This window comes from Pseudotabrizicola sp. (assembly GCF_030656345.1).
Classification (GTDB): domain Bacteria; phylum Pseudomonadota; class Alphaproteobacteria; order Rhodobacterales; family Rhodobacteraceae; genus Pseudotabrizicola.
On sequence record NZ_JAUSNR010000011.1, the window covers coordinates 87285 to 106598 of the forward strand.

Annotated in this window: 18 protein-coding genes; 8 read left to right on the forward strand and 10 right to left on the reverse strand. The window is 64.0% G+C overall.

Annotated elements, in window-relative coordinates:
- Positions 1–247 precede the first annotated feature (247 nt).
- Positions 248–1585: a DEAD/DEAH box helicase gene (locus tag Q7J44_RS06605; RefSeq protein ID WP_304878218.1), complete on the forward strand. Its 1338-nt coding sequence runs from the start codon at positions 248–250 to the stop codon at positions 1583–1585.
- Between the two features lie 352 nt (positions 1586–1937).
- Here the strand turns inward: Q7J44_RS06605 and Q7J44_RS06610 are convergent, their stop codons facing one another.
- Both Q7J44_RS06610 and Q7J44_RS06615 read right to left on the reverse strand, forming a co-directional pair.
- Positions 1938–3197, reverse strand: coding sequence for a TIGR03862 family flavoprotein (locus Q7J44_RS06610; RefSeq protein WP_304878220.1), 1260 nt, complete (start codon positions 3195–3197; stop codon positions 1938–1940).
- A 129-nt stretch (positions 3198–3326) separates the two neighbouring features.
- Positions 3327–3539: a DUF3079 domain-containing protein gene (locus tag Q7J44_RS06615; RefSeq protein WP_304878222.1), complete on the reverse strand. Its 213-nt coding sequence runs from the start codon at positions 3537–3539 to the stop codon at positions 3327–3329.
- A gap of 208 nt (positions 3540–3747) precedes the next feature.
- On the opposite strand from Q7J44_RS06615, the gene Q7J44_RS06620 reads away from it, so the two are divergent.
- The 3 genes from Q7J44_RS06620 (at position 3748) to Q7J44_RS06630 (ending at position 8430) form a co-directional block, all read left to right on the forward strand.
- Positions 3748–5886, forward strand: a complete 2139-nt coding sequence (locus Q7J44_RS06620) for a NosR/NirI family protein (RefSeq protein WP_304878224.1) — start codon at positions 3748–3750, stop codon at positions 5884–5886.
- Positions 5887–6049: 163 nt separating this feature from the next.
- Entirely contained in the window at positions 6050–8020 is a 1971-nt protein-coding gene (locus tag Q7J44_RS06625) for a DEAD/DEAH box helicase (RefSeq protein WP_304878226.1), read from the forward strand.
- Positions 8021–8211: 191 nt separating this feature from the next.
- Positions 8212–8430 (forward strand): hypothetical protein, encoded by a 219-nt coding sequence (locus Q7J44_RS06630; protein WP_304878227.1) that lies wholly within the window; start codon positions 8212–8214, stop codon positions 8428–8430.
- Positions 8431–8851: 421 nt separating this feature from the next.
- Here the strand turns inward: Q7J44_RS06630 and Q7J44_RS06635 are convergent, their stop codons facing one another.
- The 3 genes from Q7J44_RS06635 to Q7J44_RS06645 all read right to left on the reverse strand — a co-directional run bounded on the left by Q7J44_RS06635 (position 8852) and on the right by Q7J44_RS06645 (position 10619).
- Positions 8852–9253 (reverse strand): DoxX family membrane protein, encoded by a 402-nt coding sequence (locus Q7J44_RS06635; protein WP_304878229.1) that lies wholly within the window; start codon positions 9251–9253, stop codon positions 8852–8854.
- A 66-nt stretch (positions 9254–9319) separates the two neighbouring features.
- Positions 9320–9997, reverse strand: coding sequence for a haloacid dehalogenase type II (locus Q7J44_RS06640; RefSeq protein WP_304878230.1), 678 nt, complete (start codon positions 9995–9997; stop codon positions 9320–9322).
- 70 nt (positions 9998–10067) lie between these two features.
- Positions 10068–10619, reverse strand: coding sequence for a carboxymuconolactone decarboxylase family protein (locus Q7J44_RS06645; RefSeq protein ID WP_304878232.1), 552 nt, complete (start codon positions 10617–10619; stop codon positions 10068–10070).
- Positions 10620–10759: 140 nt separating this feature from the next.
- Between Q7J44_RS06645 and Q7J44_RS06650 the strand changes: the two genes are divergently transcribed.
- Complete coding sequence (locus Q7J44_RS06650) at positions 10760–11368, forward strand: TetR/AcrR family transcriptional regulator (protein WP_304878234.1); 609 nt, start codon at positions 10760–10762, stop codon at positions 11366–11368.
- Here Q7J44_RS06650 and Q7J44_RS06655 read toward each other — a convergent pair.
- From Q7J44_RS06655 to Q7J44_RS06665, 3 genes are all read right to left on the reverse strand, one after another.
- A complete protein-coding gene (locus Q7J44_RS06655; RefSeq protein WP_304878236.1) occupies positions 11365–11775 on the reverse strand; it encodes a hypothetical protein in 411 nt (136 codons plus the stop codon). The two genes, Q7J44_RS06650 and Q7J44_RS06655, sit on opposite strands and share 4 nt — an antisense overlap.
- Positions 11776–11839: 64 nt before the next feature.
- Entirely contained in the window at positions 11840–13000 is a 1161-nt protein-coding gene (gene ampC, locus Q7J44_RS06660; RefSeq protein ID WP_304878238.1) for a class C beta-lactamase, read from the reverse strand.
- Between the two features lie 56 nt (positions 13001–13056).
- The gene (locus tag Q7J44_RS06665) at positions 13057–13977 is read right to left on the reverse strand and encodes a histone deacetylase (protein ID WP_304878240.1); all 921 of its coding nucleotides are present in this window, start codon (positions 13975–13977) and stop codon (positions 13057–13059) included.
- A 299-nt stretch (positions 13978–14276) separates the two neighbouring features.
- On the opposite strand from Q7J44_RS06665, the gene tesB reads away from it, so the two are divergent.
- Together tesB and Q7J44_RS06675 are read left to right on the forward strand one after the other, a co-directional pair.
- On the forward strand, positions 14277–15146 hold the full coding sequence (gene tesB, locus Q7J44_RS06670; protein ID WP_304878242.1) for an acyl-CoA thioesterase II: 870 nt from the start codon (positions 14277–14279) through the stop codon (positions 15144–15146).
- Positions 15147–15162: 16 nt separating this feature from the next.
- Positions 15163–15750, forward strand: a complete 588-nt coding sequence (locus Q7J44_RS06675; RefSeq protein WP_304878244.1) for an HAD family hydrolase — start codon at positions 15163–15165, stop codon at positions 15748–15750.
- Between the two features lie 139 nt (positions 15751–15889).
- On the opposite strand, the gene cueR is transcribed toward Q7J44_RS06675, so the two are convergent.
- A complete protein-coding gene (cueR, locus tag Q7J44_RS06680; protein ID WP_304878246.1) occupies positions 15890–16294 on the reverse strand; it encodes a Cu(I)-responsive transcriptional regulator in 405 nt (134 codons plus the stop codon).
- Positions 16295–16388: 94 nt separating this feature from the next.
- The gene (locus Q7J44_RS06685) at positions 16389–18776 is read right to left on the reverse strand and encodes a heavy metal translocating P-type ATPase (RefSeq protein ID WP_304878248.1); all 2388 of its coding nucleotides are present in this window, start codon (positions 18774–18776) and stop codon (positions 16389–16391) included.
- A 151-nt stretch (positions 18777–18927) separates the two neighbouring features.
- Here Q7J44_RS06685 and Q7J44_RS06690 point away from each other — a divergent pair, with 151 nt between their 5' ends.
- Positions 18928–19140 (forward strand): heavy-metal-associated domain-containing protein, encoded by a 213-nt coding sequence (locus Q7J44_RS06690; RefSeq protein WP_304878250.1) that lies wholly within the window; start codon positions 18928–18930, stop codon positions 19138–19140.
- Positions 19141–19314 lie beyond the last annotated feature (174 nt).

Below are 19314 nucleotides of genomic sequence, written 5' to 3' on the forward strand. Positions count from 1 at the left end.
TTTCCGTTCAGTCATGAATAATAGACCTTCACCCTACCTGTCCCAGGGCCCAGAAGCCAATCGAGGCGGCCCCGGCGGCGCTGGTCTGTTGCGCGTTGGCAGGCATTTATTCGATAGACATGGCCGTGTAAGACGCATTGCAGGGCCGCCGGGTGCGCTGTCCGCGCAACAGAAACGCGATGGCCGGCGCGGGGCAGGGTAAACTGCGCGGATTCGGCTACTTAGTCTCCCTGTTCTGGTTACCCACATGACCTTCGCTTCCCTCGGTCTGATCGACCCCCTGTTGCGCACCCTCGATGGCCTCGGCTATGTCACCCCCACCCCGGTGCAGGCCCAGGCCATCCCGCCGATCCTCAAGGGTCTCGACCTGATGGCCGCCGCGCAGACCGGCACCGGCAAGACCGCCGGCTTCGCCCTGCCGCTGTTGCAGCGGTTGATGATGGAAGGCCCGGAGGTTGCCAGCAACTCGGTGCGCGCCCTGGTGCTGGTGCCGACCCGCGAGCTGGCCGAACAGGTACAGCAGAGCTTCCAGACCTACGGTCAGGACCTGCCGCTGCGCAGCTATGCGGCGTACGGCGGGGTCAGCATCAACCCGCAGATGATGAAGCTGCGCAAGGGCATCGACGTGCTGGTTGCCACTCCCGGGCGCCTGCTCGACCTGTACCGGCAGAAAGCGGTCAAGTTCAACCAGCTGCAGGTGCTGGTGCTCGACGAAGCCGACCGCATGCTCGACCTGGGCTTTGCCCGCGAGCTGCAGGACGTCTTCGCCGCGCTGCCGAAAAAGCGCCAGACCCTGCTGTTTTCCGCGACCTTCTCCGAAGCCATCCGCACCATGGCCAGCGAAATGCTCAACGACCCGCTGAACATCTCGGTCAGCCCGCGTAACGCCGCGGCCAAGTCGGTCAAGCAGTGGCTGATCCCGGTGGACAAGAAGCGCAAGAGCGAACTATTCCTGCACCTTTACCAGAGCAAGCGCTGGAGCCAGGCGCTGGTGTTCGTCAAGACCCGCAAGGGCGTCGACGAGCTGGAAGGTGAGCTGCAGCGTCACGGCATCAGCGCCGATGCGATCCATGGCGACAAGCCCCAGGCTACCCGTTTGCGCGCTCTGCAACGGTTCAAGGATGGCGAGATCAAAGTGCTGGTGGCCACCGACGTAGCGGCCCGCGGCCTGGACATCGACGACATGCCGCTGGTGGTCAACTTCGACCTGCCGATCGTCGCCGAAGACTACGTACACCGCATCGGCCGTACCGGCCGTGCCGGCGCCACCGGCCAGGCCGTGTCGCTGGTGTGTGCCGACGAGGTGCAACTGCTGTCGGCAATCGAGACCCTGACCCAACAGGTCTTGCAGCGCATCGACGTACCCGATTTCATCCCCGACCACCGCGTACCGCAAACCCTGCCCGGCGGCCAGGTGGTGAAGAAACCGAAAAAAGCCAAGAAGCCCAAAGTGGCCAGCGGCGGCAAAGCCGGCAGCCTCGGCCGCTGGCTGGAAAGTGACGCATCCGCCGCCCCGGCAGCCAAGGCCGTGCGCAAGGTCCCCAGCTTCGGCGGCAAACCGGCCAAGGGCGGCAGAAAAGCCTAGATCCGATGCGCACCGTGTAACTGTAGGGCGTCACGCTACTCGGTGCGCGCGGCGCACCCTACGGTGTGCAGCCACCCGCGCATGCCAACCCTGCCGTCGCGTCCGCCGCCATTCAGCGTCGTGGATGGCTGCGCTCACTCATCGTAGGGTGCGCCGTGCGCACCGGGGTGGCGGGGTGCACGATCTGATCAATCTATTCGGTGCGCGCGGCACACCCTACGGTGCGCAACCACCCGAGCATGCCCAGCCCTGCCATCGCGTCCGCCGCCCTTCAACGTCATGGATGGCCGCGCTCACTCATCGTAGGGTGCGCCGTGCGCACCGGGGTGGCGGGGTGCATGATCGGATCAATCTATCCGGTGCGCGCGGCGCACCCTACGGTGGATAGCCACTCCAGCATGCCCAACCCTGCAGTCCGGCCGCTGGCGAAGCAGGCGGTCAGCAGGTAGCCACCGGTTGGCGCTTCCCAGTCGAGCATTTCGCCGGCGCAGAATACGCCGGGTAGGTGTTTGAGCATCAAGCGCGCATCCAGCGCTTCGAAGGCGACGCCACCGGCCGTACTGATAGCCTCGTCCAGCGGTCGCGGCCTGACCAGGGTCAGTGGCAATGCCTTGAGCGCAGCGGCCAGGCGGGTGGGATCGGCGAAACAGTCAGCTGGCGCCAGTTCACGCAACAATGCGGCCTTGACCCCGTCGATGCCGATCTGGCGGTGCAGGTGTTTGGCCAGCGAGTGCGAACCGCGCGGCTTGGCCAGTGCGCCTTGCAGCTTGGCCAGCGTGCTTTGCGGCAGCAGGTCGAGATAGACCGTGGCGCTGCCCTGATTGTTGATCCGCTCGCGGATGGGCGCCGACAACGCATAAACCAGGCTGCCCTCGACGCCGCCAGCGGTGAGGACGAACTCGCCCAGGCGCGGTGCTTCGTCGTCCAGGTGCAGGCTGACGTTCTTCAGCGGTGCGCCGGCGAATTTTCCCTGCAGCAATGGGCTCCAGCCGGCCACCTCGAACCCGCAGTTGCTCGCCTGCAAGGGTGCGATTGCAATGCCGCGTGCCTGCAACAGCGCCACCCAGGCGCCATCGGAGCCCAGCCGCGCCCAGCTGGCGCCGCCTAACGCGAGCAGGGTCGCGTCGGCCTGTACGGTGGTTTCGCCATTGGGTGTGGCGATGCGCAGGGCGCCGTCATCACGCCAGCCCAGCCAGCGCTGGCGGGTATGGATCTGCACCCCCAGTTCCCGCAGGCGCTTGAGCCAGGCGCGCAGCAGCGGCGCAGCTTTCATATCGCCAGGGAAGACCCGCCCCGAAGTGCCGACAAAGGTGTCGATGCCCAGACCATGAATCCAGGCGCGCAGGGCATCGGCATCGAACTCGGCGAGCAGCCGGGCGAGTTCCTCGCGGCGTTCGCCGTAGCGCGCGAGGAACGCCGGCTTGGCCTCGGAGTGGGTGATATTCATCCCGCCTACCCCGGCCAGCAGAAACTTGCGCCCGACCGACGGCATGGCATCGAACAACTCGACCCTGATCCCGGCCTGCGCCAGCACTTCGGCCGCCATCAGGCCCGCCGGGCCACCACCAATAATGGCTACGCGAGGGGCAATATGCTGGGCCGAGTCGGTCATGGGCGAGGTGCTAACAGTGGTGGGAGAGGGCGCATTCTACCCGAGGCCCGATGGTTGCGGTCTGTAGGGAGTCACTCGCCGCAGGCAGTGCGCCACTGGCTCGTGGCGGGTTGTCGCTGCGTTGACAGCTCAGGGCGCTTCGTCCTCCGGCTTCTGCGTCTCGCCTGGCGCCTCGATCCCCCAGTCGCCGGACAGGTGCCAGTCCGCGCCAAACAGCTCGCTCGGGTGCATGGTGCGCTCGGAGCCATTGCCACAATCCAGCGAGTCCGCCGGGCAATACCGGTCGCAGCCCCAGCAAATACGCTCGGGATGCGCTGGGTCTAAGGGGAACTTCTTGGGCATGCTTGCCTCCCTGGAATGAACCGGCCGCTGCAGCAAGCCTACTCCTGGCGCCGGAATACGCGCTTGATCCTGCGCAAGAAGCCCAAGCGCTGCTGCATGTCTGTTTTTCTACGACTGAAGTAGCGCCTTACCTGCCGGCAAGTCGCATGGCGCCCCGCTGCACGCTCGATAGCATGGATCGATAAGGACAATATCGACGAGGCGCGCCATGCCATCCTGCTTCAGCCGCTTTTCCTGCGTGCGAGTATTCGTGCTGCTGTGCGCGCTGATCAGCCAGCCGTTGGCCGCCGAGGCGCTGCAGGACGAGATCCTGCAGTTGTTCCCGAAAGCCACGCGCATCGAGCCCAAACAGGAATTGCCGCCGGTCTACAGCGTCTACCAGCTCGACGACCTGCTCGGCTATGCCTTCGAGTCCGCCGACTACTCCAGCCTCCAGGGTTTTTCCGGCAAGCCCATGCGCCTGCTGATCGGCATGGACCCGCAGGGCGTGCTGGCCGGAGTGCGGGTGCTCGAACACCATGAGCCGGTGTTTCTCTATGGCCTGGGGGGGCAGCCGCTGTTGGACTTCGTCGAGCAGTACCGGCAGCAATCCATCAGCCGGCCGATCATCGTCGGCAGTCGGCGTACGGACAGCTCGGACGGCGACTCGACCACCCAGTTCGACGGCGTCAGCAAGGCCACGGTGTCGGTGGTCATTCTCAATGAAACCGTGTTGCAGGCGGCCCTGAGTGTCGCCCGGCAACTGCTCGACGGCTTCGCCAGTGCCCCGCTGGCCACGCCGAAAAGCGACCTATATGAAACGATGGACTGGCAGCGCCTGCTCGACAACGGCTATGTACAGCGCTGGACGCTGGGCCGCGAGGAGGTCGAGGCCCAGCTGGAACATGCGCTGAGCGACTACCCGGAGTTCGCGCAGGAGGACGACAGTAGCCCCTTTAGCGAACTGCATTTTGCCTACCTGAATGCCCCGAGCATTGGCCGCAACCTGCTCGACGCCGCCGGTTGGCAAGCCCTCTGCGAGCAATTACAGCCCGGTGAGCAGGCGCTGTTGGTCATGTCCAGCGGTCTGTATCGGCATGTCCCGGCCGACTTCACCCCCGCCACAGCGCCGAGCCGTCTGGTGCTGATGCAAAACGACCAGGCCATCGAGCTGTACGACATGCACTTCAATAGCGGCGAGGTGCTGACGATGCTTGCCACACCGCTGCAGGAGGTCGACGCGCACATCTTCCGCATCAAGAGCCACGCCGCCTTCAACCCGGCGCAGCCCGCCGCACTGCAACTGAACGTCAGCCTGCGGCGCAATCACCTGGTGGAAAGCAATAGCCACTTCACCCGCTCGTTCCAGCTCGACGAGCAGCTGTTCGATATTCAGCAGGCCGTCGCCCCAGCCAAGCCGGTGCCCATCTGGCTGCGCATGTGGCAAGAGCGTTGGTGGCAGATTGCGCTCCTGGTCAGCTCGTTGCTCCTGCTGAGCGGCGTATTTATCTTCCAGCACCGCATCAGCGCCCACAGCCGCGGCTTTCACCTGTTTCGCGGCGGCTTTCTGCTGTTCACCCTCGGCTTTATCGGGCTCTACGCCCAGGGCCAGCTGTCGGTGGTGAACATCTTTACCCTGCTGCTGACCCTGTGGGACGGCTTCGACATCCGCATCTTCCTGATGGACCCACTGATCTTCATCCTCTGGAGCTTCACCTTCGTCAGCCTGTTCATCTGGGGTCGTGGCCTGTTCTGCGGCTGGCTTTGCCCCTTCGGCGCCCTGCAGGAAATGCTCGGCTGGGTTGTCAAGCACCTGCGGATCAAGCAGTGGAAAATCGCCGAGCGCACTCACCAGCGCCTGCAGAAGCTCAAATATGGCATCTTGCTCGGCCTGCTGTTCGCGACCTTCTACTCCCTGAGCCTGGCCGAGCGCCTGGCCGAAGTGGAACCGTTCAAGACATCGATCACCCTGTTCTTCGTGCGCAGCTGGCCGTTCGTGCTCTACGCCGTGATCCTGCTCGGCCTCAGCCTGTTCGTGCACAAGTTCTACTGCCGTTACGTCTGCCCGCTTGGCGCCGGCCTGGCGATGCTCGGCAAATTCCACCTGTTCGCCTGGCTCAAGCGCATCGACGCCTGCGGCAACCCCTGCCAGCACTGCAAGAACCACTGCGAAATCGGCGCCATCGAACGCAACGGCCGCATCGACTACGACGAGTGCATCCAGTGCCTGGAATGCATCGTGATCCTCAACAACGACGACCAATGCGTGGCCACCATCAGCGCGCGGAAAAAGGCGGAAAAGGCTAGCAAGCAGCAAGGCCGCGACCGAATCATCGTCAGCGACTGGCAACCGGAGCAGGCCGGCTAGGGAAGGGGGCGCGGATCCATGATGATGGAACCTAAGGAAACTCCGCCTTGCCGGCCCGCAGGCTAGCCCTCTACGCGCACCGTTCTTCCAGTGCTTGCCAGCCCCCGGCGAAAAACACTTATCATTCAGCCATATACCTCATGCTCTGGGTGGTAATTGCCGAATGTTGTCTGCCGTCGAGCGCTACAAGCGGCTCTTGTCCGGGGCCTTGGCGCGTTACTTTCCGCGAACCGCGGCCTATCTGCGCGCCGAGCGCGAGGTGGGGGTGCCGCTGAAAAAGCCGCGGGCTCGGGTGAAGAAGGCCGGGGCTACGGCGGGTGCGAGCAAGGCGGGTGCCGGGAAAAAGCCCGCCAGGCCGCGTGGTAAACCGGGCCAGCCGGCCAGCACCGCGATTTACGGGCCAGCGTTGCTGGCGGTCGATGCAGCGCAGGTCGAGGCCATGCGTGCGCGGGTCGCTCAGGCGGTGGCGGCGGGGGTGATCAGTGCGCCGTCGGACGAGCAGTGGGCGATGATCCTCGGTCGCCATCCGCTCACGCGGATCTTTGCCGGGGCGGGCTCGGGCAAGTCCACCACCCTGGTGCTGCGGGTGGTGTTCATGCTCTGTCATCTGGGTATCGAACCTGGCCGGCTGACGGTGATTTCCTTCACCAACGCCTCCTGCGCCGAGTTGCGCGAGCAATTGCTCAGGGTGTTGGGCTTCTGGCAGTACCCCTTCGATGCCGCCCAGGCCCGCCAGTGCGTGCGCACCTTCCATTCGGCCATGGGCGTGCTGGCCAAGCAGGCGCTGAACAACCCGCGCTGGTTCGAGCAGCTGGATGACTCATCCGGCGCGCCCCGTGAGCTGGATAACCCGCTGACCGCCGCGCGTCTGCGGCCGGCCCAGCAGCGCCTGCTCAAACAGGCCTACCAGCAGTGCTACACCGAGGAGCCGCTGTTTCGCGAATTGGTGCACAGCCTGTTGGGGCTGCCAGCGCCGCCGGCCGAAGCCGCCGAGGGCAAGCGGCCACGGGTCGCCAAGGCGCCGCTGGATGGCTTCACGCTGGCGGGGGAGTTCACCGCCTTGCCGCTGTTCGAGGCCTTTTATGTGCAGGCCGGCTTTATCCAGAGCATCGGTATTCGTCCCGAGCGCATAGATGCCCAGGCGCTGTCCTGCTCCGCCCGCGAGCGCAGCTTTATCCAGGCGTTGGTGTTGTTCGGCAAGGCCTTCGACGACTGCCTGCAGGCGCAGGGGCTGATGACCTTCGATGGCGCCTTCCAGGCCCTCGGCGAGCGCCTGGGCGGCGACGCACCAGGGATCTCGGCTGCGGCGCTGGCGCCGTTCAATCACCTGTTGATCGATGAGTTCCAGGATATCTCGCCGCAGATCGTGCAGTGGCTGCAAGCGGTGCACCGCAGCCTGGCGCGCCAGGGCACGGCGGTCAGCCTGATGGCGATCGGCGACGACTGGCAGTCGATCTATGGCTGGCGGGGCAGCTCGCCGGAGCTCTTTATGAACTTCGACAAGCACTTCCCGGGCAAGGGCAAGGCGAAGAGCAGCGCGCTGTTGATGCTGGCCACCAACTACCGCTGCATCGAGCCGGTGATCCGCGACGGTGAGGCGGTGCTCGCGGGTGTCGCCTGCAAGCAAGCCAAGACCAGCAAGGCGTTCAAGGCCATGCAGCCGGGCGATCACGGGGTCAAGCTGGTGCAGGGCTTCGATATCAAAGCGCGGATGCCGGAGCTGCTGGCGACGATCAAGGCCCAGTGCGCCCACGTTGCCAGCCGCAGCATGGCCGACCGCAACGCGGTGCTGCTGCTCAGCCGGCGCAATGAGCCCTTGCGCGCCATTCAGGCCCAATTGGACAAGAAACTGCCGGTCAAGGCCTACACCATTCACCGCGCCAAGGGTCTGCAGGCCGAAGTGGCAATCATCGTCGACGATTGCATGCCAGCGCAGCCGCACCCGCTGCGCAATGCGCTGTATGCCTACTCGGGGTTCTTTGCCAACAGCTACGACCAGGCGATGGCGGATGAAGGATTGCGCCTGGCCTATGTGGCGATCACCCGCGGCGTGAGCCGGGTGCTGTGGTTTACCAAGAAGACCCAGGGCGCGACCCAGGTATTGGCGCGCCGCGCCGGCCAGCGCGGCGGCTGACGGCGACCCGCGGTGGTGAACGTATCAATCGCCGTCGCGCGCCAGTCGCCAGGTGCGATGGGGCGCGGCGCTTAGCCTGTTGTGCCTGGGGGCCGACGCGACAAAGCCCAACGACTCTGCGATCACCCGTAGGGCTTCGCTGCGCTCAATCGGCCTAACCCACGTTCACCCCATACCCTGGCGGCGCTGTGATGCAGGATGCCGTGGCGGCGGGCCAGCGCTGCGCGGTGCATCAGGCCGACCACCGGGATGTCGCGGCCCAGGCAGTGGTTGAGTCCCGCGGTGTCGCCGGCGTCGGTCAGTTGCAGGTAGCCGAGGGCATCGGCGCGTTGGACATCGACGCCGCCGGCGTACCGCTGCAGTGCGACGAACCGGGCACTTCCAGACCTTCCGCTAGACCTTCCACTTAAGGGGTATTCGACCTGAATAAACTGGGCAATATCGAGCGCACTGTAGCGACGCTAGGGCAGGCGCCGGATAAGGTGTTCAGCGCCGCTATACATGCCGCTGCTGGGCGCTGAGCAGCACGAGCAACCCCGCGAACGCCAGGAGTAAGCCGCTACAACCCATCAGGTCAAGACGCTAGCCGCGATACAGGCCCCAAGCGAGCATGCTCAGTTGTACTGCGCCGAACAGAATCAAGGCACCTGTGCCGGCATCCAGATTGATATAGGCAAAGGCCAGCATGGGCAGGGCCGTCAGCAGTAAGGCTCGAGTGCTCATAAGTCATGCGCGTTCGGGGACGGGCCATCTAAGCACAGCTGCGCCACTGCTGCCGGCCCGCAGACTGCGTCTTTAGGCGCAAAAGACTGATGCCGTATGGGCCGAGATTCAGGCGCGCTCCAGCACCCAGCGATCTTCTGCACGGAAGGCAATCAGCAGAAGACTGGCGGCGAAGATGATCAGTGACGGATAGAACAACGCATTGCTGCCGCTGAACACCCAGCCCCAGGGGTCGAGTATCGACTTGGCTACCGCCAGCAGCGAGGCGCTGTTGAGCAGTACTTGCAGCGGGTACGCCCAGCGACGTGCAAAGCCTACTACCACAGCCAGCCCTAATAGCATCTGCAGCACGCCGGCGACCTGCAAGGTGCTCTCAGCGGCGAGAAAGCCAAAGTAGAACTTGTTGGCAACTGCCATGCCGTGTTCAACGTTGAACACCTTGTCGGCCCCCCAGATCACCAGCAACCAGCCCAGTGAGATACGCAGTAATAACAAGCTGATCTGTTTCATTGAAAACTCCGAGTGCTCGCCGTTCGGCGGCTGCTGGGGAATAGGTATGGGGTTTACGACGTTGCGTTATTGGCCTGCTGCGAGCTGGCGGGCCACGTCGCTAAAGTCGTCGAGCGTGAGATCGGGCTGAACATCCCAGGGATCAAAAATCGCCTGTGGATCACGGCGTAGCCAAGCGGTGGGTAAACCCGCGTTAGCGGCGCCGAGGATGTCGAACGGGTTCGACGAAACCAGGCGTACCTTGCTGGCGTGGAGGCCGCAAGCTTGCGCCAGGTGAGCGTAAACCTTGGGGTCTGGTTTGAAGGACTGCACATCCTCGACGCTGACCACCGCCGCAAAATACTGCGCAATCTCCGCGCGCTCGAGTAGCTGCTGCACGGCCGCGCGGCTGCCATTGGAGAACGCATACAGTGGTATGCCTTGCTGCTGCAATGCCTCAAGCCCGGCGGGTACGTCGGCAAAGGCCGCCAGCTCGGCATAGGCGAGCATGGCTTGCTCAACCGCCGCCGCGCTGATGGCCACCTGGTGTTGCTGGCAGGCAAACAGCAGTGCTTGGCGGGTGCAGACGGAGAAATCGCAGTAATCCCCCATCAGGCCTCGGCGAAAGCTGTATTCCAGCTGCTTCTGCCGCCACAGCTGTGACACCGCCGGGGCTTTAGCGCCGATCAGTTCACTCAGACGCGTCAGCACGGCCTGGGTGTCGATCAGGGTTCCGTAGATATCAAATGCCACTGCGCGGGTCATATAAGCATCCACTGTTTACTGAGAGAGGGCGCGTCAGGCGAGCCCGGCACGTGCCGGGCTTATCATCGAGTTACTTCTTTTCCCAGGCATACACCTCAAACACCTTATCCACCGGGGTTTGTGCGATGTGGTTGGTGTAGTTGCTCATGACCTTCTGGCTCAGGCCGAGAATGACCTCCAGCACATTGCGCTGGGTATAACCGGCTGCGTAGAAGTCGTCCAGTTGCTTGGCTTCAAGCTCACCGCGCTGGCGCACCATGGCCAGGGTGAAGTCGCGCAGAGCTTCCAGCTTCGGCGTCGGCAGTGGCGTTTCGTCACGCAGGGCGTTGTTGACCTCGTCCGATACCTTCATCAGCTTGGCGATGCCGCTGTGCGCCGGTACGCAATAATGGCAGGCGTGCTCGACGTTGATGGTTTGCCAGACCACGGTCTTCTCGTCGGCGTCGAAGCTGCTGTTGAGAAACAGGCCGTGCAGCACCTGGTAGCCATCGAGCAGTTCGGGAGACTCGGCCATTACGGCATGCAGGCCCGGCACTCGGCCGAAGGCTTTGTTTGATTTTTCCAGCAGCGGCTTGGCGGCTTCGCTGGCGCTGTGCTGGTCGTGCAGGGTGAAAGAACTCATGACGTAACTCCTTACTTGAGTGATCGCTCAATAATTTGATGGCCACCGTAATTGAATAAAGAGAGGCGATCAAGTCAAAATTGAGCGATCATTCAAATTGAAACTAAGCGTTCAATTGCAATTTATTTCGAGAGTTAAAGATGGCCCGCACGGCTCGTTTTGATCGACAAGTGGCTCTACAACGGGCCGTTGAGTTGTTTTGGTCGAGGGGGTACTACGCCTCCTCGATGAAGCACATCGAAGAGGCGCTGGATATGCGTCCTGGCAGCCTCTACGCCACTTTTGGCAGCAAAAGCGGCCTGTTTAGTGAAGCGCTGGACGCCTATGCCACCCGCAGTGGTGATGAGTTCCGCGAGATACTCGACAGCGCGCCAAGTGTTGTCGCGGGCTTGCAACGCTACCTGCAAACGCTGGCGCGCTGCTGTATGGGGCATGCACAGGCTCCGGCGCAGGCCTGCATGCTGATCAAAACCTTGCTCGAAGTGAATGCCGAAGATGCAGCCTTGCTGGCGAAGGTAGATGCCATGCTGGCTGCGATCGAGGTGCGTCTGCGTGAGGCTTTACAACAGGCGCAAGCCAATGGCGAGTTGCGTGCGGATGTGGATTGCGCCCGCCTGGCTCGCCTGCTGCAAGCGCAGATTATGGGGTTGCGCGCCTTTGCCACCCGCGACGTGCCCGATGCGCAGATTGCCGCGCTGGCCGATGACATGGCGAGCATGCTCGACAGCTTTAGCCCCTCAGCAGGCTAAGCCAGTACACGCATGTGTTCGCTTATCTGACCTGCCTGCAGGGTATAGCTCAGTGGCAGTCGTTCCGGTTGGCTGTTCAGCCGCCATTCGCCGTCTTCTCCCAGGCTCATCTGCCCCGGCAGAGCGTCCCAGGGGATGCTGCTGTGTTCTATCAGTGCGGTCAGGCGCATGCCATGGCGCAGCAGCGCCGAGATGATTTCGCCCAGGCCATGGTTCCAATCATGGGTGATGGCGGCGGTCAGCAGGGCGTCCTCGCAGTCTTCGTCGAGCGCCATCAGTACGGGATGCACCGCGCGCAGGCCGCGGATATCGCCAAGGCGCGGCAGCTCAAAGCGCACGACTTCGGATAAATGCTCGGGTAAGGCGATAAACAGCTGAATTTGGTAGTCGGGCGAAGCCGCATGCAAGACGGCGCGCTCGTTCCAGTTGGCTTTGTTCAGGGCCTACGAGTCACCCATGACGGGATTCCATTTAGTGTGTGGGGGAGTGCTTATCCAACGCGCTCAGTATGGCGTGGGCGGCCTTGATTCTGGCGGCGTTGGGGTAGTTCTTGTTCGCCAGCATGACCAGACCCAGCTCCTGACTGGGGACAAACACGGCATAGGCGCCGAAGCCGCCGGTGGAGCCGGTTTTATTGAACAGGCTGTCGCCTGGCTCGGTTTCAGGTGGCGCGAGGCGTGTAGCGGCTTGTGACTCCAGGGCCATGGCTGGGGAATTGCCTGTTTGCAAGCGCTCCAGGCTAATGGTGTAGGGGTAACGCTCCCAGCCGAGGCCCTGGGTCATTTCACCGACGCGGTAATAGCCCGCGTGAGTAATGGCGATGGCGCGCTGCAGGTCAGGGTTGAGGCCGGCAGGATTCAGATTGGCCTGGACAAAACGCAGCATGTCTTTGGCGTTGGTTTTCACCCCGTAGGCTTCGGCATCGAGCATCCCCGGCGTGACGCGCAGCGGCTGGTTGTCCTTGCTGTAGCCGTAGGCGTAGCGCGGCATCTGCGCAGCCGGCACCTGGATATAGCTGTGCGACATGCCGAGCGCGGGGAATAGCGTGCCTTCCATCAGTGTGGGGAACGGCTGGCCCATGCTCTTGGCCGCGAGCATGCCAAGCAGGCCGATGCTGGGGTTGGAATAGCGCCGATGGCTGCCGGCCGCGTATTCGGGCTGCCACTGGCGGTAATAGGTGAGCATGCTGGCTGGGTCGGTCACGTTGCCTGGGAACTGCAGCGGCAACCCGCCGGCGGTGTAGGTGCCGAGGTCGAGCAGGCTGGCGTGTTCCAGCGGGCTGCCGCGCAGCGCCGGCCAGTGCTGTCCGGCGCTGTCCATCAGAGTCAGCTTGCCGGATGTTTGCGCCAGGGCGGCGAGGGTGGCGGTAAGCGGCTTGCTCAGCGAGCCGATTTCAAACAGGGTGTCGCTGCTCACCGCTTGCTGGTCGTCCAGGCGCGCCACGCCGTAGTTGAAGTAGTGCGCTTGGCCTTTGTGAGTGATCGCCACGGCCATGCCGGCAATATCGTATTCCGCCATCAGCGGGCGGATGCTGGCATCCACTAGTGATTGCAGCCTGTCATCTGCTTGGGCGGCAGCGGCGAATGCGAGCGTGGTTAACAGGGCGGACAGGGCAATGAATTTTCTGTGCATGTCGTGCGAAATTCCTTGGGTGTGGTGCGCGCGATGTGACGGTGCGGCGTGCGGTTTTATCCCAATCCGTGTGCTTGCCAGACCTTGGCGGCGCTGTGGTGCAGGATGCCGTGGCGGCGGGCCAGCGCTGCGCGGTCCTTGTCGTAGCCACCGCCGATCAGGCCGACCACCGGGATGTCGCGGCTCAGGCAGTGGTTGAGTACCGCGGCGTCGCGGGCGGCGACGCCAGCGTCGGTCAGTTGCAGGTAGCCGAGGGCATCGTCCCGGTGGACGTCGACCCCGGCGTCGTACAGCACGATGTCCGGCTGGTAGAGCGGCAGCAGATAGTTCAGCGCGTCGTCCACCACCTTCAGGTAAGCGTCATCGCCCATGCCGATCGGCAGGGGAATATCCCAGTCACTGGCGGCCTTGCGTGCGGGGAAGTTCTTTTCGCAGTGCAGGGACACGGTGATCGCCTCGGGGACATCGGCGAGCAGGCGGGCGCTGCCGTCGCCCTGGTGCACGTCGCAGTCGAAGATCAGCACCCGTTGTACCTGGCCGGCTTCGAGCAGGTAACGGGCGATAACCGCCAGGTCGTTGAAGATGCAGAAACCGGAGGGGAAGTCGTAATGGGCGTGGTGGGTGCCGCCGGCCAGGTGGCAAGCCAGGCCGTGCTGCAAGGCCTGTTCAGCCGCCAATAATGAACCGCCAACCGCGCGAACGGTGCGTTGCGCCAGGGCCGCGCTCCAGGGCAGGCCGAGGCGGCGCTGGTCTTGCTGGGGCAGTTCGCCGCTCATATAGCGCGCGATATAGGCGGGGCAATGAGCCAGAGCCAGCACCTCCGGCGGGCACAGCTCGGGGCGCAGCAACTCGGCGTCGCTGGTCAGGCCGCTAGCCACCAGGTGGTCGCGCAGCAGGCGGAATTTTTCCATGGGAAAACGATGCGTCGCCGGGAAAGGCGGGCTGTAGTCGTCGTGATAGACCAGCGGCAGGCGCATGCAAGAACGCTCTTTGGGGGCAGCGCCTGAGTATGCTGGCGCTGCCGGCCCCACTCAAGGGCGCCGTAATGGCTCGAAACGCCCGCCGCAATGCTGCGCCCCCCCCGGACAGGAACCCGGCATGATCGTCTCGGTAAATCGGTCACGTTTGCTTTCTGCAGGCCTCTGCGGCGGCTATTTCGACGATTCTCCATCTGAATTACTCGGAATTGCCGACAGCCGCGGGCAAAGTCTTTACCATTTCACTCTGCCCCGAACACCATTTGCCACTGCGCTAAGCGCTTGATAGGAGAACATGCATGAGTCAGGTACTGGACGAGTTGGTCGCCCTGTTAAGTCTGGAGGCCATTGAGGAGAACCTCTTCCGTGGCCGCAGTCAGGATCTGGGCTTTCGTCAGCTGTTCGGTGGCCAGGTGCTCGGGCAGTGCATTTCTGCGGCCAGCCAGACGGTCGAGGCCGATCGTCATGTGCATTCCATGCATGGTTATTTTCTGCGCGCTGGCGATGCGTCGTTGCCGGTGGTCTATCAGGTGGAGCGCATCCGCGACGGCGGCAGTTTCAGCACCCGCCGCGTGGTGGCCGTGCAGAAGGGCAAACCGATCTTCTTCTGCAGCGCTTCGTTCCAGTACGACGAGCAGGGCTTCGAGCACCAGACCAGCATGCCGGACGTGCCGGGACCGGAAGGCTTGAAGTCGGAGACCGAGCTGGCCCGGCTGATCGGCGACTCGTTGCCTGAACGAATGCGGGCGCTGGCAGTGTCGGAAAAGCCGATCGAGATCCGCCCGGTCACGGTCGGTAACCCCTTTGCCCCGCAGCCGTGCGAGCCGGTGAAGTATGTGTGGTTCCGCGCTGCCGGCGAGTTGCCGGACGATCCGCAACTGCACAAATACCTGCTCGGCTACGCCAGCGACTTCAACTTGCTGACCACCTCGATGCTGCCCCATGGCGTGTCGGTGTTCCAGAAGTTCATGCAGGTCGCCAGCCTCGACCACTCGCTGTGGTTTCACGGCAACCTGCGCATGGACGACTGGCTGCTCTATGCCATGGACAGCCCCTGGTCGGGCAATGCCCGCGGCTTCTCCCGCGGCAGTATCTTCAATCGTCAGGGCCAGCTGGTCGCCTCGGTCGCTCAGGAAGGCCTGACCCGAGTCCGTGAGGATTGGAAGTGAGCCGCGAGGATTGGACATGAAACTGCACACAGCAAGCCATTGGGTGTTCGACATGGACGGCACCCTGACGTTGGCGGTGCATGACTTTGAGGCGATCAAGCGGTCGCTGGATATTCCCCTGGCGGATGACATCCTGCATCACCTGGCCGCCCTGCCCGAGGATGTCGCCGCAGCCAAGTACGCCTGGCTGCTGGAGCACGAGCGCGAGCTGGCCCTGAGCGCTGAGCCAGCACCCGGGGCCATCGAGTTGGTGCGCACGTTGCACGAACGCGGCTGCCAACTCGGTATCCTGACCCGCAACGCTTACGATTTGGCGCTGGTTACGCTACAGGCGATTGGCCTGGGTGACTGCTTCGCCAGCGCCGATATTCTCGGCCGCGACGAGGCGCCACCCAAGCCGCACCCCGGCGGTCTGCTGCACCTGGCCGCACGCTGGCAGGTGGCGCCGGGCGAACTGGTGATGGTCGGTGATTACCGCTTCGACCTGGAGTGCGCTCGCGCTGCCGGTGCTTACAGTGTGCTGGTCAACCTGCCGGACAACCCCTGGCCGGAACTGGCCGACCACTTCGCCGTGGATTGCGCGGCGTTGCGGCAGGTGATCTAGCCGGGTTCCACGGATTTACCGGGCAAGCAGAATTGGGCGCGGTCAGACATATCAAAATTCCGGTGCGCGCGGCCTAGGCTGCCCGCACACCCGACAACAAGCGCTCCGCCACGTAGGGTGCGCTGTGCGCACCACGGATTTACGAGTGTGCGCAGCCACCGGACGCCAGGTCCTTGAGGATCGGGCAGTCGGGGCGATCGTTACCCTGGCAGTGTTGCATCAGGTCTTGCAGGGTGTCGCGCAGGCTGCTGAGTTCGGCGATCTTGCGATTGAGTTCGGCGATATGCCCGGCGGCCAACGCCTTGACGTCGGCACTGGCGCGTTGGCGGTCCTGCCACAGGGTCAGCAGCTGGGCCACCTCGGCCAGGGCAAAACCCAGATCCCGCGCGCGCTTGATAAACGCCAGGCGATGTAAATCCTGTGGGCTGTACTGGCGATAACCGCTGTCGCTACGGCCGGCGACCGGTAGCAGTTCGATACTCTCGTAGTAGCGGATCATCTTGGCACTGAGACCGGTCTTCTGGGCGGCTTGGCCGATATTCATGGTTTATCTCCAGTCGGTTTCTTGTGGGAGCGGACTTGTCCGCGAAGGTTGTCAGCCTAGGGCAAAGCATCGCGGACAAGTCCCCTCCTACGAGTCAGTCTTGATCTTTCGGCTTCCAGGTTTTCAGCAGTAGCGCGTTGCTGACTACGCTGAGGCTGGACAGGGCCATGGCGGCGCCGGCGAGCATCGGGTTGAGCATGCCAGCTGCGGCCAGGGGAATACCGATCAGGTTGTAGACGAAGGCCCAGAACAGATTCTGCCGGATCTTGTTGTAGGTGCGCCGGCTGATGTCCAGCGCTGCCGGCACCAGGCGCGGGTCGCCGCGCATCAGGGTGATGCCGGCGGCATGCATGGCCACATCGGTGCCGCTGCCCATGGCGATGCCGACATCTGCGGCCGCCAGCGCCGGGGCGTCGTTGATGCCGTCGCCGACCATCGCCACCACGCCGGTTTTCCTGAGGTCGCCGATGATTGCCGCCTTGTCTGCCGGCAGCACCTCGGCATGCACCGCGTCGATGCCCAGGGCACCGGCCACTGCGTTGACGCTGCCGCGGTTGTCGCCGCTGATCAGGTGGCTATCGATACCTTGCGCCTTGAGCTGGGCAATGGCCTCGGCGGCCCCGGGTTTAAGGGTGTCGCCAAAGGCGAATAGGCCCAGCACCTGCGGCGTTGGCGCCAGCTCCATCAGCCAGGACAGGGTACGGCCCTCGGCTTCCCAGGCCAGGGCGTCGGCGGCCAGGCTCGGGTTGTGCAACCAGCGCTCTTCGAGCAGGCGTTTGTTGCCCAGGGCCAGTTGCCGTTCGCCGATCTGCCCGGCAATCCCGCGCCCGGCCAGGGCCTGGCTGTCGAGCACCTCGTCCAGTGACAGCTGGCGGGCCGTGCATTCATCCAGCACCGCCTTGGCCAGGGGGTGCTCGCTGCCGCGTTGCAGGGCGCCGGCCAATTGCAACAGGGTCGTGGTGTCGCCATCAAGTGCCGTCATGTGGGCAATCTGCGGTGTGCCGGAGGTCAGGGTACCGGTCTTGTCGAACGCAATGGTCGTGACGCCATGGGCGACTTCCAGGGCTTCGGCATCCTTGATCAGAATGCCGTGGCGCGCCGCCACCCCGGTGCCGGCCATGATCGCCGTCGGCGTGGCCAGGCCGAGGGCGCAGGGGCAGGCGATCACCAGCACCGCCACGGCATTCAGCAGCGCGGTTTGCAGCGTGGCGCCCAGCAGCAGCCAACCGAGCAGGGTGGCCAGGGCGATCAGCAGCACGGTTGGCACGAACACCTGACTGACCTTGTCCACCAGCTTCTGGATCGGCGCCTTGGCGGCCTGGGCGTCCTCGACCAGGCGGATGATCGTGGCCAGCACGGTTTCCGCGCCCAGGGCTGTGGTCTCGATCAGCAGACGGCCTTCGCCGTTGATCGCCCCGGCGGTGACCTTGTCACCCGGTTGCTTGGGTTGCGGCAGGCTCTCGCCGCTGATCAGGGCTTCGTCGGCGTGGCTCTGGCCTTGCAGCACTTGGCCGTCGACCGGGAAGCGTTCGCCAGGCTTGACCAGCACCTGATCGCCCAGCACCAGAGCACTCAATGCCACCCACTGCTCGACGCCATCGCGCAGGCGCAATGCCTGATCCGGACGCAGAGCCTGCAAGGCGCGGATGGCGCTGGTGGTCTGCCGTTTGGCGCGGCTTTCCAGGTATTTGCCGAGCAGGATCAGGCTGATGATCACCGCCGACGCTTCGAAATACAGGTGTGGCATCGCGTCGCTCGGGGTGATCGACCATTGATAGAGGCTCAGGCCGTAGGCGGCGCTGGTGCCCAGGGCGACCAGTTGATCCATGTTGCCGGCACCGGCGCGCAGGGCCAGCCAGGCGGCGCGGTAGAAGCGTGCGCCAAAGATGAACTGCACCGGGGTGGCCAGGGCGAACTGCAACCAGGCGGGCAGCATCCAGTGGGCGCCGAAGGGTTCCGCCAGCATCGGGATCAGCAGCGGCGCGGTGAGCAGCAAGGCCAGGGCCAGGATCCAGCGTTCGCGGCGCAGGTGACGTTCGGCGGCAGGCTGGGAGGGCGTGTCGCTATCCAGCAGGGTGGCCGTGTAACCGGCCTTGGTGACCGCCCGCAGCAGGCTCTGCGCGTCGAACCCCGGCGTGACCTGCAGCAACGCCTGCTCGGTGGCCAGGTTGACGCTGACCGAGAGTACGCCCGGCAGTTGCGCCAGGGCGCGCTCGACGCGGCCAACGCAACTGGCGCAGGTCATGCCGGCGATGGCCAGCTCCAGGCGCTCGCTGGGCACCTGAAAGCCGGCGCCGGCAACGGCGGCGAGCAACTGCTGCAGGCTATCCGCCGGCGCTTCGATACGTGCCTGTTCGCTGGCCAGGTTGACCGTGGCGCTGGCGACGTTGGGCACTTTGCGCAAGGCGCGCTCGACCCGGCCGGCGCAACTGGCGCAGGTCATGCCGCTGATCGGCAGGTCGAAAGTAGTCAGGTCGGACATGCAGGAGCCTCCGTTGAGTTGCGCTACAGGATCAACCTTGACCAGTGGGTAAGGTCAAGTGTTGTTTTATGCCTTGACCTTGCCGATGGGGGAAGACGGACACTGAGCATATCCCGCAAAATGGGCCATACATTCAATCAGGAGGTTGCAGATGCAAACAGTAAAGGTTCACACATTCAGAATCGAAGGCATGACCTGCGAACATTGCGTCAAAACCATTAGCGAAGCCCTGCAGGCGCGTGATCCGGCGGCCGATGTGAAGGTGAAGTTGCAAGGTGGCGAAGCGCGGGTGAGCAGCAGCCTGTCGAGCGACGAGCTGATCATCGCGATTGCCGAAGCGGGCTACGGGGCGGGCCTGGCGTAAGGTCTGCTTGGGTTCATTATTGCCATGCGCAGCGATCAGTCTGCGCCATGGCATTGGTTGCCGGTGCGCACGGCGCACCCTACACCGGTAGCTCGGCTTAGCCGGGCAGGGTGGATGACGCCTCACCCATCCACCAATCGCGGTGGCGGATGAACAAGGTGTCATCCACGGTAT

Coding starts and splice junctions, on each gene's coding strand:
- Q7J44_RS06605 (WP_304878218.1), top strand. CDS start 248: ATGACCTTCGCTTCCCTCGGTCTGATCGACCCCCTGTTGCGCACCCTC.
- Q7J44_RS06610 (WP_304878220.1), bottom strand. CDS start 3,197: ATGACCGACTCGGCCCAGCATATTGCCCCTCGCGTAGCCATTATTGGT.
- Q7J44_RS06615 (WP_304878222.1), bottom strand. CDS start 3,539: ATGCCCAAGAAGTTCCCCTTAGACCCAGCGCATCCCGAGCGTATTTGC.
- Q7J44_RS06620 (WP_304878224.1), top strand. CDS start 3,748: ATGCCATCCTGCTTCAGCCGCTTTTCCTGCGTGCGAGTATTCGTGCTG.
- Q7J44_RS06625 (WP_304878226.1), top strand. CDS start 6,050: ATGTTGTCTGCCGTCGAGCGCTACAAGCGGCTCTTGTCCGGGGCCTTG.
- Q7J44_RS06630 (WP_304878227.1), top strand. CDS start 8,212: ATGCAGGATGCCGTGGCGGCGGGCCAGCGCTGCGCGGTGCATCAGGCC.
- Q7J44_RS06635 (WP_304878229.1), bottom strand. CDS start 9,253: ATGAAACAGATCAGCTTGTTATTACTGCGTATCTCACTGGGCTGGTTG.
- Q7J44_RS06640 (WP_304878230.1), bottom strand. CDS start 9,997: ATGACCCGCGCAGTGGCATTTGATATCTACGGAACCCTGATCGACACC.
- Q7J44_RS06645 (WP_304878232.1), bottom strand. CDS start 10,619: ATGAGTTCTTTCACCCTGCACGACCAGCACAGCGCCAGCGAAGCCGCC.
- Q7J44_RS06650 (WP_304878234.1), top strand. CDS start 10,760: ATGGCCCGCACGGCTCGTTTTGATCGACAAGTGGCTCTACAACGGGCC.
- ampC (WP_304878238.1), bottom strand. CDS start 13,000: ATGCACAGAAAATTCATTGCCCTGTCCGCCCTGTTAACCACGCTCGCA.
- Q7J44_RS06665 (WP_304878240.1), bottom strand. CDS start 13,977: ATGCGCCTGCCGCTGGTCTATCACGACGACTACAGCCCGCCTTTCCCG.
- tesB (WP_304878242.1), top strand. CDS start 14,277: ATGAGTCAGGTACTGGACGAGTTGGTCGCCCTGTTAAGTCTGGAGGCC.
- Q7J44_RS06675 (WP_304878244.1), top strand. CDS start 15,163: ATGAAACTGCACACAGCAAGCCATTGGGTGTTCGACATGGACGGCACC.
- cueR (WP_304878246.1), bottom strand. CDS start 16,294: ATGAATATCGGCCAAGCCGCCCAGAAGACCGGTCTCAGTGCCAAGATG.
- Q7J44_RS06685 (WP_304878248.1), bottom strand. CDS start 18,776: ATGTCCGACCTGACTACTTTCGACCTGCCGATCAGCGGCATGACCTGC.
- Q7J44_RS06690 (WP_304878250.1), top strand. CDS start 18,928: ATGCAAACAGTAAAGGTTCACACATTCAGAATCGAAGGCATGACCTGC.